At 60.2% G+C, this 16115-nt stretch carries 12 protein-coding genes and 1 pseudogene; 3 read left to right on the top strand and 10 right to left on the bottom strand.

Features of this window, described 5'->3' with window-relative positions:
- Positions 1 to 236 precede the first annotated feature (236 nt).
- Both QLG10_RS16715 and QLG10_RS16710 read left to right on the top strand, forming a co-directional pair.
- On the top strand, positions 237 to 785 hold the full coding sequence (locus tag QLG10_RS16715) for an RNA polymerase factor sigma-70 (RefSeq protein ID WP_188265168.1): 549 nt from the start codon (positions 237 to 239) through the stop codon (positions 783 to 785).
- Positions 786 to 1414: 629 nt separating this feature from the next.
- Positions 1415 to 1773 (top strand): annotated as a pseudogene (locus tag QLG10_RS16710) (hypothetical protein).
- A gap of 234 nt (positions 1774 to 2007) precedes the next feature.
- Here QLG10_RS16710 and QLG10_RS16705 read toward each other — a convergent pair.
- On the bottom strand, positions 2008 to 2436 hold the full coding sequence (locus QLG10_RS16705; RefSeq protein ID WP_188265167.1) for a hypothetical protein: 429 nt from the start codon (positions 2434 to 2436) through the stop codon (positions 2008 to 2010).
- Positions 2437 to 3077: 641 nt separating this feature from the next.
- On the opposite strand from QLG10_RS16705, the gene dusA reads away from it, so the two are divergent.
- Positions 3078 to 4073, top strand: coding sequence for a tRNA dihydrouridine(20/20a) synthase DusA (gene dusA / locus QLG10_RS16700; protein WP_282487706.1), 996 nt, complete (start codon positions 3078 to 3080; stop codon positions 4071 to 4073).
- 13 nt (positions 4074 to 4086) lie between these two features.
- On the opposite strand, the gene QLG10_RS16695 is transcribed toward dusA, so the two are convergent.
- From QLG10_RS16695 to QLG10_RS16655, 9 genes are all read right to left on the bottom strand, one after another.
- Entirely contained in the window at positions 4087 to 5400 is a 1314-nt protein-coding gene (locus tag QLG10_RS16695; RefSeq protein WP_282487705.1) for an ATP-binding protein, read from the bottom strand.
- On the bottom strand, positions 5397 to 6065 hold the full coding sequence (locus QLG10_RS16690) for a response regulator transcription factor (protein WP_110749484.1): 669 nt from the start codon (positions 6063 to 6065) through the stop codon (positions 5397 to 5399). Before QLG10_RS16690 ends, QLG10_RS16695 begins: the two co-directional genes overlap by 4 nt.
- 3 nt (positions 6066 to 6068) lie before the next feature.
- Positions 6069 to 6392, bottom strand: coding sequence for a PepSY domain-containing protein (locus tag QLG10_RS16685; protein ID WP_110749487.1), 324 nt, complete (start codon positions 6390 to 6392; stop codon positions 6069 to 6071).
- A complete protein-coding gene (locus QLG10_RS16680) occupies positions 6392 to 6700 on the bottom strand; it encodes a PepSY domain-containing protein (protein WP_110749489.1) in 309 nt (102 codons plus the stop codon). Before QLG10_RS16680 ends, QLG10_RS16685 begins: the two co-directional genes overlap by 1 nt.
- An 88-nt stretch (positions 6701 to 6788) precedes the next feature.
- Positions 6789 to 7952 (bottom strand): putative zinc-binding metallopeptidase, encoded by a 1164-nt coding sequence (locus QLG10_RS16675; protein ID WP_282487704.1) that lies wholly within the window; start codon positions 7950 to 7952, stop codon positions 6789 to 6791.
- 162 nt (positions 7953 to 8114) lie between these two features.
- Positions 8115 to 10472 (bottom strand): NAD-dependent DNA ligase LigA, encoded by a 2358-nt coding sequence (gene ligA, locus QLG10_RS16670; RefSeq protein WP_188265161.1) that lies wholly within the window; start codon positions 10470 to 10472, stop codon positions 8115 to 8117.
- 179 nt (positions 10473 to 10651) lie between these two features.
- Positions 10652 to 11497: a cell division protein ZipA gene (gene zipA, locus QLG10_RS16665; RefSeq protein WP_110749495.1), complete on the bottom strand. Its 846-nt coding sequence runs from the start codon at positions 11495 to 11497 to the stop codon at positions 10652 to 10654.
- A 256-nt stretch (positions 11498 to 11753) separates the two neighbouring features.
- The gene (gene smc, locus QLG10_RS16660; RefSeq protein ID WP_282487703.1) at positions 11754 to 15242 is read right to left on the bottom strand and encodes a chromosome segregation protein SMC; all 3489 of its coding nucleotides are present in this window, start codon (positions 15240 to 15242) and stop codon (positions 11754 to 11756) included.
- 2 nt (positions 15243 to 15244) lie between these two features.
- The gene (locus QLG10_RS16655) at positions 15245 to 15904 is read right to left on the bottom strand and encodes a GntR family transcriptional regulator (protein ID WP_008056419.1); all 660 of its coding nucleotides are present in this window, start codon (positions 15902 to 15904) and stop codon (positions 15245 to 15247) included.
- Between the last annotated feature and the right edge of the window lie 211 nt (positions 15905 to 16115).

Here is a 16115-nt window from a genome sequence, read left to right as displayed (position 1 = left end):
AGCCATTCACCAATGAGAACGGATGACCCTGGCAAATAATTAGTCGACAGCCTTGCGCACCAACCAGGCCGTGGCGCGACAGCGTGTCGCAGTTCTCACTCTGCACCTTCAATGCGCATTACTTCTCCTTCTCATTTGACAATCATTATCATTCAACATAATTTGTCGCTCGATGTGTAGGGCGGCCCCGGCCTTCTTGTCGTCCCACTAACCTACTGGCAGCAAGGTGATTTCCAATGACGGAACAAGCGTCCACAAGCAGGTGCGATTCGCCGCTACTTCAAGCCTTCGTCGACAATCGACTGATACTGGTCAAGATTGCAGCCCGCATCACCGGCTGCCGCTCGCGCGCTGAAGATGTGGTGCAAGACGCGTTCTTCCGCCTGCAATCGGCGCCGAACATCACCTCCTCCTTCAAGGCGCAGCTCAGCTACCTGTTCCAGATCGTGCGCAACCTGGCCATCGACCACTACCGCAAGCAGGCCCTGGAACAGAAGTATTCCGGCCCTGAGGAAGAAGGCCTCAACGTGGTCATCCAGGGTGCCTCCCCGGAAACCTCGCACATCAACTTCTCCACCCTGGAAAACATCGCCGACGCGCTGACCGAACTGCCGAGCCGCACGCGTTATGCCTTCGAGATGTACCGCTTGCATGGCGTGCCGCAGAAGGACATTGCCAAGGAGTTGGGGGTGTCACCGACGTTGGTGAACTTTATGATTCGCGATGCTTTGGTGCATTGCAGGAAGGTTTCGGGGAGTCGGGCGGATACGTTTGCCCAGCGTTGAGGCTTGATCGTTGGATCAAGCAGGACGTACTGAAATTCGCGACGAATCAATCGCCCTGCAGCAAACCTGAGCTGTATTCGCTGAAACTGCTGCCAAGGCACTGCCCTGGAAATTCAGTTTGACGGGGTGTTGCTGTGGCTTGGGGACAAGCCAGCATACGGCTGGCAGTCTTCGGAATAACAGCTGTGGGTACTCGATTCCGAACAGGCGCTCTTGTTTCTGTGTTTCCCGGGATTCCGTGAAGAACCATAAAAAAGGGCGCCTCTCGGGGGACGTCCTACTGTTTTATGGTGCTTGTTTAAACTACCTACAGCTTGCTCCCTGAAAGCTACAAAACCTTGCGCCGTTGCCTACCGCTACGCCAGAATCCGCCGGCTTGTGCGCCTAGGGCCTGGGCTCTATCGTTTTCCGGTCGCTGAAAAACAGCGATCGGGTTTGGTAGCCCGGATTAACTAGTCGTATAGCTCACCGCTCACAGACCCTTTTCGGGCTCTGCTTTATGGTGGCCATGCGTAGGGCTCCCTCGGGAGCGCCGGGTCCTAGTTACCGGTCTACCAACCCGCGTATGGCCGCCACCCCTCGTTTGGTAGCGAGGTGAAGGCTCCTTTTTTCCGACTAGGAGTTTCACTATGTTCAAGGTCACGCCAAACCCACCGGACTCCGAGCCGGCATCCCCGTGCGAAACCGATTCAACAAAACTCAACAAGGCGGCCGAAAGCGCCTGCGATTTCCACTTCCAGTCGATTGCCGACATCAAAGCCACCCCGCGTACACCCTGCACACTGTTTTCGTCGACCCCGAGGTGAAAACTGAAACCTTGATGGTTTTTCTGGTCGAGACGCTGGCCTCGGTGGATGTGATGGTTCATCAATTGGTAGACCATCTGGACGGTGGATCGAGAAATGCCCTACTGGGGATATCAAACAGCATCATGTTGGCGGAGATCACGGCAAACCGGGTGCTTGATCAGATTGATCCGCCTGAGTAGGTGAAAGCTGCTGTAGTTGGTGGGGGCTCACGATGAGTCCCGCGGCGGTCTCTTTTTAGCGGACTGCTAGATCCAGTAGAGCGAAAAGGGAGCAAGAAGGAGCAGAAACCTGTGAAAGATTATTATTTCGTGCATTAAAAAATAAATCAGCCGATTTTCCCTGACCCCTTCTCCCCTTTCCGGAATGGAAAAAACCCGCACTTGGCGGGTTTCTTACTTTCACTAAGAACGGGCTTAGTTGAAGTCGTACTTCTGGTTTACTTTGCGTTTTTCAAGAGCATATTGCGCTACGTCGATTTGACCTGACTGCAGGCGTTCGTCAATCGCATCAACTTCTTTGCGCTGCAGTTGATTCACATGTGCCTTTGTTGCTGTGTAATTGATCGACTCAGCCGCATCATGACCACTGACCGGATCCCACAGGATCGACAACGGCCAAAAAAGCAGGTTCACAACGCCCAAACCGTATTCGCGGCCGTAGAAGGATCCGCCACCAGGGAGCAGGCCAAGAGCGGCACCAGTGCCAGGGCTCTTTTCCTCAACGGCAAGTCCATTCGCCTCATAGTGGCGAAGCTCTGCTTTCTGCTGAGAGTTCAGGCCGCTAGCACAGCCCGCGCAAGCAGCGGCCAACCCAAGTGCCAAAACCAAACGATGCGCCTTCATGCGTCCTATCCCTCAAAATTCCATTCATGCTCAAATGAGTGGCACAATGATATCACTATGACATCATTTCGACTAGATTATGAAATCGTGGGGGAATGAAATCGGACTAAAATCGGGGAAATCGGGGAAATCGGGGAAATCGGGGAAATCGGGGAAATCGGGAACAGATTTATTTTTTTATGCTCGCCTGCATATAAACAAATCCGAAAATAAACCTGAGAATCATCTGGCCCTCCCCCCACACCTACGTATTAAAGACAGCTGTTTTCCGGGAGCTTACATTCGCTTACCGGCAAGGACGCATTTCAATCAGACACTCACGCCGAAGGCACTGAGCATAATGCGTTACATAGCCATCCTCCTCATAGCCATCATCTTCGCGATCCTTGGCTTGGCGTTGTATGGTTGGTATCGCCATCTGCGGGACGATGAAGATGACCTTGTCTAGCCTGCGTTCCTTTCGGCATTAATCATCTCCCGCAACGGCTAAATCTGTGCAGAAAAAGAAAGAAATGGGAACGGATTTATTTTTTGTTCCACTCCTATGCCCTGCCCCCTCCCTGCCAGACTCACCAAACCCCCACCCCCCTAATCCTGATAAACTCCCCCCACCTCCCAGCCTCACCGATTCCAGATCCCCAATGTCCGTATCCAACGCCACACCCGCCCCGCTCTCCCGCCGTTTCTCCGTCGCCCCGATGATGGACTGGACCGACCGTCACTGCCGTTTCTTCCTGCGCCTGCTCTCCAAGCACGCCCTGCTCTACACCGAAATGGTCACCACCGGTGCCCTGCTCAACGGCGATCATGAGCGCTTCCTGCGGCACAACGAAGCCGAGCACCCGTTGGCGTTGCAGTTGGGCGGCAGTGTGCCGCTGGACTTGGCGGCCTGTGCGCGGATGGCGCAGGAGCATGGGTACGATGAGGTGAATCTGAATGTGGGCTGCCCCAGTGACCGGGTGCAGAACAATATGATCGGGGCGTGCCTGATGGGGCATCCGCAGTTGGTGGCCGATTGTGTGAAGGCGATGCGCGATGCGGTGTCGATTCCGGTGACGGTGAAGCATCGGATCGGGATCAATGGGCGTGACAGTTATGAAGCGCTGTGCGATTTCGTTGGTACGGTGCGTGATGCCGGTTGCACCAGCTTTACGGTGCATGCGCGGATTGCGATTCTGGAGGGGTTGTCGCCGAAGGAGAACCGCGATATTCCGCCGTTGCGTTATGACGTGGCTGCGCGGTTGAAGGCGGATTTTCCGGAGCTGGAGATTATTCTCAACGGTGGGATCAAGAGCCTGGAAGCCTGTCACGAGCATTTGCAGACGTTCGATGGGGTGATGCTCGGGCGTGAGGCTTATCACAACCCTTACGTGATGGCCGAGGTGGATCAGCAATTGTTTGGCAGCACGGCGCCGGTGATCACGCGCGCCGAGGCGTTGGCGCAGTTGCGGCCTTATATCGCTGCGCACCTGGAAGCCGGTGGGGCGATGCACCATATCACCCGGCATGTGCTGGGGCTGGGCACCGGGTTTCCGGGGGCGCGCAAGTTTCGTCAGTTGCTGTCGGTGGATATCCACAAGGCGAAGGAGCCGTTGGCCTTGCTGGATCAGGCGGCCGGGTTGCTCGAGGGGCGTTGAGCGCCCCGCTGTTTCAGCGCTTGGGCAGCTCGATGGTCACTTTCAAGCCGCCCCACTCGCTTTCGTGCAGCAGCAATTCCCCGCTCCAGGTGTCGACGATGTCGCGCACGATGCCCAGGCCCAGGCCATGTCCGTCGGTCTGTTCATCCAGGCGGGTGCCGCGGCTGAACACCTGATCGCGCTGGTCCTGGGGAATTCCCGGGCCGTCGTCTTCCACGTTTAATTCGTAGGCTTGCGCGGTTTCAACCACGCTCAGGCGCACTTCGGCGTCCGCCCATTTGCAGGCGTTGTCCAGCAGGTTGCCGAGCAGTTCCAGCAGGTCCTCGCGGTCCCAGGGCAATAGCAGGCCGGTGGGCGCGACATAGCTGAGGTGCAGGTGTTCACCGTGGATCATGTTCAAGGTGGCGAGTAATCCCGGCAGTTCGGCATCGCAATCGAACAAGGCCCCCGGCAAGGCGTCGCCGCTCAAGCGGGCGCGGTTGAGTTCGCGATTGAGTCGCAGGCGGACCTGTTCCAGTTGGTCCTTGAGCACCTGGCGCAGTTGCGGGTGCGCGTCGAGTTGCTCGCTGGAGGCCAGGCTCAACAACACCGCCAACGGGGTTTTCAGGGCGTGGCCGAGGTTGCCCAGGGCATTGCGCGAGCGCTTGAGGCTGTCTTCGGTGTGGGCCAGCAAATGGTTGATCTGGGTCACCAGCGGTTCCAGTTCGATCGGTACTTGATCGTCGAGTTGCGAGCGCTGGCCCTGTTGCAGTTGCGCGATCTGTTCCCGGGCTTTTTCCAACGGGCGCAAGGCGCGACGCACGGTAATCCGCTGCAGCAGCAGGATCAGCAGCAGGCCCGCCAGCCCCAGGCCCAGGCCAATCTGCTGCATGCGCTGGAAGCTTTCGCGCACCGGGGTGTAGTCCTGGGCCACGCTGATGGAAATCGACTGGCCCAGGCGCCGATAGTCGGAACGTAGTACCAGCAACTGCTGGCCTTCCGGGCCCAATTGAAGGTTGCTCTCCAGGCCCGGGTGCTCGAGGCGTGGCAGTTCCTGGTCCCACAGGGAACGGGAACGCCAGTGGCTGTCGGCAAAATCGATGTGGAAGTAGTGCCCGGAAAACGGCCGCTGATAAGCCGGCGACAACAGTCGTTCATCCAGTTGCAACCCCTGGGGGCCACGCACCAGCGCTATCAGCAGGTTTTCGCTGTCGTTGCGCAACCCGGCTTCGAGGTAGCGCTGCAATCCCACTTCGAACAGCCACAGGCTGGTTTGCGCCAACACCAGGCCGACGATCACCATCACGCTGATCAGGCCCAGGCTCAAACGGCGCTGGATCGACCTCACCGGGCTTGTCCACCCAACAGGTAACCCTGGCCGCGACGGGTTTCGATCACGCTGCGCCCGAGTTTGCGGCGCAGATGATTGACATGCACTTCCAGCACGTTCGAGTCGCGCTCGGTTTCACCGTCGTAGAGGTGTTCAGCCAGGTGGCTTTTGGAGAGGATCTGTTCCGGGTGCAGCATGAAGTAGCGCAACAGGCGAAACTCGGCGGCCGTGAGCTGGATGTCGGCGCCATCGCGGGTCACGCACTGGCGCCCCTCGTCCAGGTGCAGCCCGCCGGCCTTCAGGGTCGGTTGATTGACCTGGCCATGGGAACGACGCAACAGCGCCTGGATGCGCAAGTGCAGTTCTTCGGGGTGGAAAGGCTTGGTCAGGTAGTCGTCGGCGCCGGCCTTGAGGCCTTCGATGCGCTCGGCCCAGGAACCGCGGGCGGTGAGGATCAGCACCGGCGTCGTCAGGCCACCGGCACGCCACTGCGTCAACACCTCAAGCCCGGGCAGCCCCGGCAGGCCGAGGTCAAGGATGATCAGGTCGTAGGGTTCGGTGCTGCCCTGGTGCACCGCGTCGCGACCATCGGCCAGCCAGTCCACGGCATACCCTTGGCGATTGAGGCCGGCCAGCAGTTCGTCGGCCAGCGGCACGTGGTCTTCCACCAGGAGCAAACGCATCGGTCAATCTTCCTTGTCTTTGAGTAATCGGCCGGTGGTGGCGTCGATGTCCAGTTCGCGGACCACGCCTTCGGTGGTCAGCAGTTCGACTTCATAAATGTAGACGTCGTGCTTTTCTTCGAGCTCCGCTTCCAGCAGCTTGGCGCCCGGATAACGATCCAGTGCCTGCTGCAACAGTTGCTCGAGCGGCAGGATCACACCCTGTTGGCGCAGGCGCAGGGCCTCGTCCTGATCGAGGTCGCGGGCCACGGCCACCGAGCAGAAAACCAGCAGCGCCAGCGCCAGGCAGGCACCGGCCCGTCGATGGGATAAGAATTGCAGCGTCATTACGTGTCCTGATGATCCTTGAGAATCTGCCCGCTGACCGCGTCCAGCTCCAGGTCCCACTCGAGGCCCTGCGGATCGCGCAGTTCAATCTGGTAGATGTACTTGCCGTACTCTTCTTCCAGTTCGGTTTCTGTGACCGTGGAGCCTGGGTGCTTGGCTAACGCTGCGGCATTGAGCTTCTCGAAAGACACAATGGTACCAGCGTCGCGCAGTCTCAGGGCTTCGTCGGGGCCCAGGTCACGGGCGTGAGCGAGGCTCGCGGTAAGGCCGATGAGGGATGTGACGATCAGGGCAGTCAAGGATTTCATGGGGTGTCTCCGTATTTTTTATGTGTCGCCTACGGAGGGCACTTTAGCGAATCGATCTTAACTGAAACTGAATTGCCATCATGCACAACTATTGTGCCAGTACCTCGTCGGCCCTGCCGCCAGCGCGCTGTATCACCAGGTGGATGAAGTGCAGCTTGGCGATCACCGCGGGCGGCAGCACGAAGGGGTAGAAATCCGGCTGGCCCATGCTGCGCGACAGTTCATTGAGCATGCCGGCCAGTTCGATCCAGGCGTTGACGAATGACAGGAACGCGGTGCCGCCGGGGTGTTGCGGATCGTACAGGGTGCTGGGAGGAAACGGCTGATAGTCCAGGTCCATTTCCCGCGCGCTCATGCCAAACCCGAGCGCGGTGTCGACGGCGTCCATCATGTGCAGGTAGTGAGCCCAGGTTTCGGCCCAGTCTTCCCAAGGGTGCATGGTGGCGTAGGCGCTGACGTACCGCTGCTGCCAGTCGAGCGGCGCGCCTTGCTGATAATGCCGGTCCAGGGCCTCGGCGTAGCTGGCGCGTTCGTCGCCGAACAGGCCGCGAAAGGGTTCCAGCCAATCGCTGTTGGCAATCAAGCGGTCCCAGTAGTAATGCCCGACCTCGTGGCGCAAATGCCCGAGCAATGTGCGATAGGGTTCGTGCATTTGCACCCGCACCTGTTCGCGGTGGGCGTCGTCGGCTTCCTTTATGTCGAGGGTGATCAGGCCGTTGGCATGGCCGGTGGTGGGCGACTTGCCTTCAAGATCGACGCCGATGAAATCGAAGGCCAGGCCGACTTCCTCATTTAGGGTTTTCGGGACCACCTGCAACCCGAGGCTGACCAATTGCGCGATCAGCCGGCGCTTGGCGGTTTCCATCTTGCGCCAGCGTTCGTGATTTTCAGGTATGGATAAATCGGGGATGGTACGGTTCAGGCTACAGGCGATGCACAGCGAGTCGTGGTCATTGGCCGGCAGCAGCCAATTGCACGCGGCGGGCGAATCGAGGTTGGCGCAGCGACGAAACAGGCCGGCAGAGGGATCGGCATCGAGCAGCCAGGTGTCGTGCTGTTCGCCTGGTTGCAGCGAAGACAGGCGGCTTTGCTCTGGCTGATAACCCAAGGCTGCGGAACAGGCCAGGCACTGGCTGTTGCGAAAGAACAGCGACTGCCCGCAACGACAGGGCCAGATCTTGCTGCTGCGCGAGCTTTCGCCGATGAAGGGGGCAGCGATGCGCGAAGTGAGCTGTTCGAAGAAGCGGTGCATGAGCGATCTCTCCCTGGGGCTTGCCAAGACTAGATCATTGCGGTGCTCAGATCGTTCCCACGCTCTGCGTGGGAATGCCTCTTCGGACGCTCCGCGTTCAGCTGTGGAGGGGACGCGGAGCGTCCCGGGCTGCATTCCCACGCAGAGCGTGGGAACGATCATTTAGACCGCAATACCGTGTTTTTTCAGGAACTCGACGAACGCCTCTTCATCCAGCACCTTCAACCCCAGCTCATTGGCCTTGGTCAACTTCGACCCCGCTCCCGGCCCCGCGACCACGCAGTGGGTCTTGGCCGATACGGAGCCTGCGACTTTGGCACCGAGGCTTTCGAGTTTGTCCTTGGCCACGTCGCGACTCATCAACTCCAGCGAACCGGTGAGCACCCAGGTCTGGCCGGCAAGCGGCAGGCCTTCGACGACTTTCTTCTCGCTGTGCCAGTGCATGCCGAAATCCGCCAGTTGCTTCTCGGCGGCCTCGGCCAGTTGGCGATTGGCCTCGACGGCGAAAAATTCGCGCACAGATGTGGCCTGTTTCTCCGGCAGCGCCTGGCGCATGTCCAGCCAGTCAGCACTGATCACCGCTTGCAGCGAACCGAACTTGTCGGCCAGTTTCTGCGCCCCGCCCGGCCCCACCGAAGGGATGTGCAGTTTGTCGAGCAAACCACCCAAAGTGGTGCTGGCGGCAAACTCGGCGCCCAGCTCGCCCTGGTCCTGAATCTGCAAGCCGTGGTTGAGCAGTTCGGTAATGACCTGCTGGTTGTGCGCGTCTTCGAAGAAACTGTGAATTTCGTGGGCCACTTCCAGGCCGACGTCCGGCAGGTAGGTCAGCACTTGCGGCAAGGCTTGTTGCACCCGCTCCAGCGAACCCAGGGAACGTGCCAGCACCTTGGCCGTCTCCTCGCCGACATCGGGAATGCCCAGGGCGTAGATGAAGCGTGCCAGCCCCGGTTTCTTGCTGTCGGCGATAGCACTGAGCAGCTTGTTGCTCGACAGCTCGGCAAAGCCTTCTAGGTCGACGATGTCCTCGAACTTCAGGGCGTACAAGTCAGCCGGCGAACTCACCAACCCTTCATCGACCAGCTGTTCGACGCTCTTGTCGCCCAGGCCTTCGATGTCCATGGCGCGACGGGAGACGAAGTGAATGATCGCCTGCTTGAGTTGGGCACCGCAGGCCAGGCGCCCGACGCAGCGGTACACCGCGCCTTCGCTGACCGTCTCGCGACCCTTGCTGCGCTTGACCAGTTGCGTGCGCTCGACGTGGGAGCCGCACACCGGGCACTGCTGCGGGATCTGCACCGGCCGGGCGTCTTCCGGGCGACGCTCGGTGACCACTTGCACCACTTGCGGAATCACGTCGCCGGCGCGGCGAATGATCACCGTGTCACCGATCATCAGGCCCAGGCGCGCCACTTCGTCCATGTTGTGCAGCGTCGCGTTGGCCACGGTGACACCGGCAACCTTGACCGGTCTGAGGCGCGCCACCGGCGTCACCGCGCCGGTGCGGCCAACCTGGAATTCCACGTCGAGCAGTTCAGTGAGTTCTTCCATGGCCGGGAATTTATGGGCGATGGCCCAGCGCGGCTCGCGGGCACGGAAACCCAGTTCGCGCTGGGACGCGATGCTGTTGACCTTGAACACCACGCCGTCGATTTCATAAGGCAACGCATTGCGGCGCTCGCCGATGTCGCGGTAGTAATCCAGGCACTCGTCGATGCCGTTCGCCAGCTTCAGCTCATGGCTGATCGGCATGCCCCAGGCCTTGAGTTGCTGCAGGTTGCCGATGTGCGTGTCGGCGATGTCCGCAGACACCTGGCCGATGCCGTAGCAGCAGAACTCCAGCGGACGGTTGGCGGTGATCTTCGAATCCAGCTGGCGCAAGCTGCCGGCCGCGGCGTTGCGTGGGTTGGCGAAGGTCTTGCCGCCAACTTCCAGTTGCGTGGCATTGAGCCGCTCGAAACCGGCCTTGGACATGAACACTTCGCCGCGCACTTCCAGGGTCGCCGGCCAGCCAGTGCCGTGCAGCTTGAGCGGGATGTTGCGCACGGTGCGCACGTTGACGCTGATGTCTTCGCCGGTGGTACCGTCGCCGCGGGTGGCTCCGCGCACCAGCATGCCGTCCTGATAGAGCAGGCTGACCGCCAGGCCATCGAGCTTGGGTTCGCAGCTGTATTCAACCGCCGCGCCAGCGCCGAACAGATCACCGGCCGGCAGGTCCAGGCCCTCGGTCACCCGACGGTCGAACTCGCGCATGTCGGTTTCTTCGAAGGCGTTGCCCAGGCTGAGCATCGGCACTTCGTGGCGTACCTGGGTGAACGCCGACAGTGCCGCGCTGCCGACCCGCTGGGTTGGCGAGTCGCTGGTGACCAGTTCGGGATGGGCCGCTTCGAGGGCCTTGAGCTCGTTGAACAACCGATCGTACTCGGCGTCCGGGATGCTCGGCTCGTCCAGCACGTGATAACGATAGTTGTGCTGATCCAGCTCGGCACGTAGCTCTAGAATGCGGTCTTGGGCGGCAGTCATGGGGTGGTCTCTCATAAAGCAAAAGAGCAGCCGAGGCTGCTCAATTTCGATGCGGCGTTGATTCATTGTAGGAGCCTGCGGTGCGGCGATCCGACTTGCCGGCGAAGGCGTATTTGAAATCGCCATCGCCAGCAAGCCGGCTCCTACCGGGGTGCGGAGGTTTCCACACGTTACAAATATCAGCGCTTCTGGGTCAGTGCGCGACGCTCGAATTCAACGATGCGCTGACGGTAGTGCTCAATCGTCTGGGCGGTCAATACGCTGCGTTGGTCGTCCTTCAGCTCGCCGTTCAACTCTTGTGACAGTTTACGTGCTGCAGCCACCATCACGTCGAAGGCCTGCTTCGGATGACGCGGGCCTGGCAAGCCGAGGAAGAAGCTCACCGCCGGGGTGCTGAAGTGGTCGATGTCGTCCAGGTCGAAGACGCCAGGCTTGACCGCGTTGGCCATGGAGAACAGCACTTCGCCATTGCCCGCCATGCTTTCGTGACGGTGGAAGATGTCCATTTCGCCGAAACGCAGGCCGCTTTCGAGAATGTTCTGCAGCAGCGCCGGGCCCTTGAAGCCGGCCGGATCGCGGCAGATTACGCTGATGACCAGCACTTCTTCTGCTTGCGGCTGCTCTTTTTCGCTGACCGCAGGCGATGCCTTGGTGTCATCCGGGAAATCGTCGTCACGGCTGCTGAAGCTAGGGCCGCCGTCCAGGTCCAGGCTTAAGTTCATGTCGCCCTGGGAAGGCTCGCCATGGCCACGCTTGCCGCGCTTGGAGCCCGAATCGCGGGCAGGCATGCTCACCGACGGCAGGTCGTGCTCGTCCAGTTGCGGTTCCTTGTGCGTATCCAGGACGCGAGACGGACCCAACAGCTCGGGACTGGTGTCCTCGTCGGGCAAGTTGGACAGGCTCCGGTCAAGACGGAATTTCAGCTTTCCCTTGCCGCCGCGCATACGGCGCCAGCCATCGAAAAGAATACCGGCAATGACAATAATGCCGATGACGATCAGCCACTCGCGCAGACCGATTTCCATGTAATCCCGTGCCTCTATAAAAAATGCTGAAAAATAAGGGGCTTACATTCTGTAAACCGCTTTAAAACGTGGCGCCAACTCTATGTTCTGACAGGCGTTTTGCCCACGCATACGAAAAATTGACATTAAACTAGCACGACCAAAGGCAACTTTACACCGTCTGGCACGTTGGTCCCCGCGATTATGTCGATTGGCCAGCAAGTCGGCATGGCTAATTAGGTCCCACCGCTAAAAAATCTGACCTGAAAGCCACGTTTCAGGCGTCCACCATCGCCATGGCCTCCTCGACATCCACCGCCACCAGACGCGAGCAACCCGGTTCGTGCATCGTCACCCCCATCAGTTGTTCGGCCATTTCCATGGCGATCTTGTTGTGGGTGATATAGATGAACTGCACCGTTTTCGACATCTCCTTAACCAGTCGTGCGTAGCGTCCAACGTTAGCGTCATCCAAAGGCGCGTCCACTTCATCGAGCATGCAGAACGGCGCCGGGTTCAGCTTGAAGATCGCAAAAACCAGGGCCAATGCCGTCAGGGCCTTTTCGCCACCTGAAAGCAAATGGATGGTGCTGTTCTTCTTTCCGGGCGGCTGCGCCATGATCGTCACCCCTGTATCGAGTAGATCTTCGCCCGTCAGTTCCAAATACGCGCGCCCTCCACCGAAAACTTTTGGGAAAAGTGCCTGTAAACCGCCATTGATCTGATCAAAGGTATCTTTGAAACGGTTTCGGGTTTCCTTGTCGATCTTGCGAATCACGTTCTCGAGCGTATCGAGCGCTTCGACCAGATCGTCGTTCTGGGCGTCCAGATAACGTTTACGCTCCGATTGTTGCTGATACTCATCGATGGCCGCGAGGTTGATCGCGCCCAAACGCTGAATTCGCGCGGCAATGCGCTCGAGTTCTTCCTCGGCGGCTTTCTCGCTGGCCTCGGCGGTCAGCGTGGCCAGCACGCCGTGCAGGTCGTAGCCGTCTTCGAGCAACTGGTCCTGCAATGCCTTGCGCCGCACGGTCAGGGCTTGCCATTCCATGCGCTGGTTTTCAAGCTGGCCGCGAATCAGCTGGGACTGTTGTTCGGCCTGGTTGCGACGCTTTTCAGCATCACGCAGTTCGCGGTCGGCATCTTCCAGGGCGATCTGCGCGGTCTTGAGCTCTTCGTCGACGGTCATGCGCTTGTCGAGCAGTTCTTCAAGTTTCAGGCGCAGCTCTTCCAGCGGCGCCTCGCCCTCTTCGAGGTTGAGGCTCAGTTGCTCGCGTTTTTCCGTCAGGCGCTCGGCCTGCATTTCCAGGCGCTCCAGGGCCTGGCGCGTCGAGTCATGCTGGGCCCGCAGCGAGCCCAGGCGCACCGCCAGTTGATGGGCGTGATCCTTGTGCTGACGGGCTTCCTGGCGCACCCGGTCAAGCCGTTCGCGCAAGCTGTCGCGCTGGGCCAGCAGCAGCTCGCGCTGCTCGGTGTCCAGGGCCATGGCGTCGAGGGCCTCCTGCAACTGCAGGCGTGCTTCGCCGATCTGTTCATGTTCCAGGGCCCGTTGTTCGGCCAACTCCTGGAGCTCTTCATCGAGGCGCGTGCGCCGCAGGTTCAACTGCTCGGCCTTGGCCTTGCCGGCCGACAGCTGAGCCTTGAGTTCACCTTGCTGGCGCGCTTCGTCCTGCAGCAAGCGGCGCAAATGTTCGCGGCCGTTTTCCTGCTGGCGCTGTTGCGCCCGCAGGTTTTGCAATTCGGTTTCCAAGGCTTCGACGGCCGCTTCACGCTCTTCGCGTTCAAGGCCCAGTTTCTGGATTTCCTGACCCCGGGCGAGCATCCCGCTTTGCGCTTCACTGGCGCGGCGCACGCGCAAAAAGTGCCGACCGACCCAATAGCCGTCGCGGCTGATGAGGCTCTGGCCCGCTGCCAGCTGGCCACGCAACGCCAACGCCTGCTCCAGGTTTTCGACGGGTTTGACCTGCCCCAGCCATGGCGACAGATCGATCTGCGCCTCGACTTTATCGAGCAGGCTGCCGGGCACCCGCGCGCCGTCGGTCGCGGGGCTGAGCAAGCGCAGATCGCCTTGGGTAAACCCGGACAAATCGAAATCGCCGACGTCATCCACCAGCACCGCTTGCAGGTCGGCCCCCAGTACGGTTTCCACCGCCAGCTCCCAACCGTCTTCAACCTTCAGGCCTTCGGCCAGGCGCGGGCGGTCGGCCAAATTCTGCTCACTCAGCCATTGCGCGGTGCCGGTGCCCGGGTCGAGTGCGGCTTGCTGCAAGGCTTCGAGCGACGCCAGGCGCCCGTTGAGGCGCTGCAGATCGCCCTGGGCCTGTTGCTGCGCCGACAGTGCCTGCTGCAATTGCTGGCGCAGTTGCTCGAGCTTTTCAACCTGAGCTTCTTCACTGGTCTGCAAATCTTCGAGGGTCGCCTCGGATTCAGCGAGCTGCTCGTTGAGCGCCATGATCGCCGCGTCTTCCGGGTCCGCCGACAACAACGCGCGCTCTTCACCCAGGCGCCGGTGCCGTTCGGCCAGGCGCTCCAGGCTGGTTTCCAGCTGCTGAATGCGTGATTGCTGGACTTCCGACTGGCGCCGTGGCTCGGCGGCACTGAGGTTGAACGTGTCCCACTGCTCCTGCCAGCCGTGCATGGTGGTTTCGGATTCCTCCAGCGCAGCGGCAGCCCCTTCGGCTGCGGCGCTGGTGACTTCCTGCTCCGGCGTGAGCATCTCCAGTTCTTCGCCGAGGGTCAGCAGCAGCGTGCGGTCGTGGCCCAGGTGCGACTCGGTCTCCAGGCGCGCGCGCTCGGCTTCCTTCAAATCGTCCTGCAATTGACGCAAGCGCTGCTGGCCGTGCTGGATGCTCTGCTCGACCCGGGCGATGTCGCCGCCGACCGAATAGAAGCGCCCCTGCACCAGATTGAAGCGCTCGGAGAGGTCGTGATGGCCGTCGCGCAAGCGTTCGATGCTGGCGTCGGCGTTGCGTTGTTCGGCCACCAGGGCTTCGAAACTGACTTCCTGGGTGCCGATGATCGCTTCGCGCTGGCCGACCTGATCGTTCAGGTCCTGCCAGCGCAGGGCCGACAGTTGCGCCTTGAGCTGGCGCTCCTCGCCTTTGAATTCCTGATACTTCTTGGCCGCTTCGGCCTGGCGGTGCAAGCGTTCGAGCTGACGTTCGAGCTCTTCGCGCAGGTCGGTCAGGCGCTCCAGGTTTTCGTGGGTGCGGCGGATGCGGTTTTCGGTTTCGCGCCGACGCTCCTTGTACTTGGAGATCCCCGCCGCTTCTTCGATGAAATTGCGCAAATCCTCAGGCTTGGACTCGATCAGCTTGGAGATCATCCCCTGTTCGATGATCGAGTAGCTGCGCGGGCCCAGGCCGGTGCCGAGGAAGATATCGGTGATGTCGCGGCGCCGGCATTTGGTGCCATTGAGGTAATAGGTGGTCTGGCTGTCGCGGGTGACTTTGCGGCGAATGGAAATTTCCGCATAGGCGGCGTATTCACCGAGCAATGTGCCATCGGCGTTATCGAATACCAGTTCGATGCTCGCCTGGCTCACCGGCTTGCGGCTGGTGGAGCCGTTGAAGATGACGTCGGTCATCGACTCGCCGCGCAGGTTCTTCGCCGAACTTTCGCCCATCACCCAGCGCACGGCGTCGATGATGTTCGACTTGCCGCAACCATTGGGCCCAACCACCGCCGCCATGTTGCTGGGGAAGTTCACTGTGGTCGGGTCGACGAAGGACTTGAAGCCCGCCAGCTTGATGCACTTTAGCCGCACGCTTATGCGTCCGTCAGGGCAGAGATCACCAGATCGCAACTGCGCTGGCCATAAGCGGTCAGCACTTCGCGGATCAGTGGAAAATCACGGGCGATCACTGCGGCAAGCAGACGTTCGAACAGCTCCAGATACTCACTCATCGAGGCCTTGCGTTGCTCCAGGGCGAGAAAATATGCACGGCTCATGGCCGGCTGCAGATTCTCGACGGTTTCCTGCAGGTAAGGATTGTTGGCAAACGGATACGTGGCGCGCATCACGTTGAAACTGTCGTCGACGAAGGCATGGATGTCCTGGCGCTCGTAGCTGGCCGTCAAGCGCTGCTGGATCTGCACGAACGGCGCCAGGTCGGCCTGGACTTTCCAGCCAGTGGCCACGGCGTTGGCAAGCAGGATGTACATCTCGCTCATCAGCGTGCACAGGCTCTTGACCTTGTGCGCGGTGAGTTCGGTGACGTGGGCGCCACGTCGCGGCAGGATGGCGATCAGGTGCCGGCGCTCGAGAATCAGCAACGCCTCGCGGACCGAGCCACGACTGACGTCGAGTGCCTGCGTGACCTTCTGTTCCTGGATGCGCTCCCCGGGCTTCATTTCGCCGCGAATGATGCGTTCGGCGAGATGATGCGCGATTTGCTCGGCGAGGCTGTCCGGCGCCTTGAACGTCATGGTTGTCCTTCAAACTCTTCGATTTGCACAAGCGGCGCAGTGTAGCGCAATTGATACGTCATGGCGCAGGGCCCACCCAGTGGTTTTTGGCACGATTCAAGCAAAAAGCAGGCTGTTGATCGAGGGTCAATAATGAAGAAAAGCGACGTAAATCGACAAAATGCATTTTCCTGACCTTTAAGTCAGAAAATCATTGACCGAAAAGTCAGAC

Source organism: Pseudomonas sp. V98_8, assembly GCF_029967975.1.
Taxonomy (GTDB): domain Bacteria; phylum Pseudomonadota; class Gammaproteobacteria; order Pseudomonadales; family Pseudomonadaceae; genus Aquipseudomonas; species Aquipseudomonas umsongensis.
Note: the sequence above shows the minus strand (reverse complement) of the source record. Positions and strands in the feature narration are given on the sequence as shown.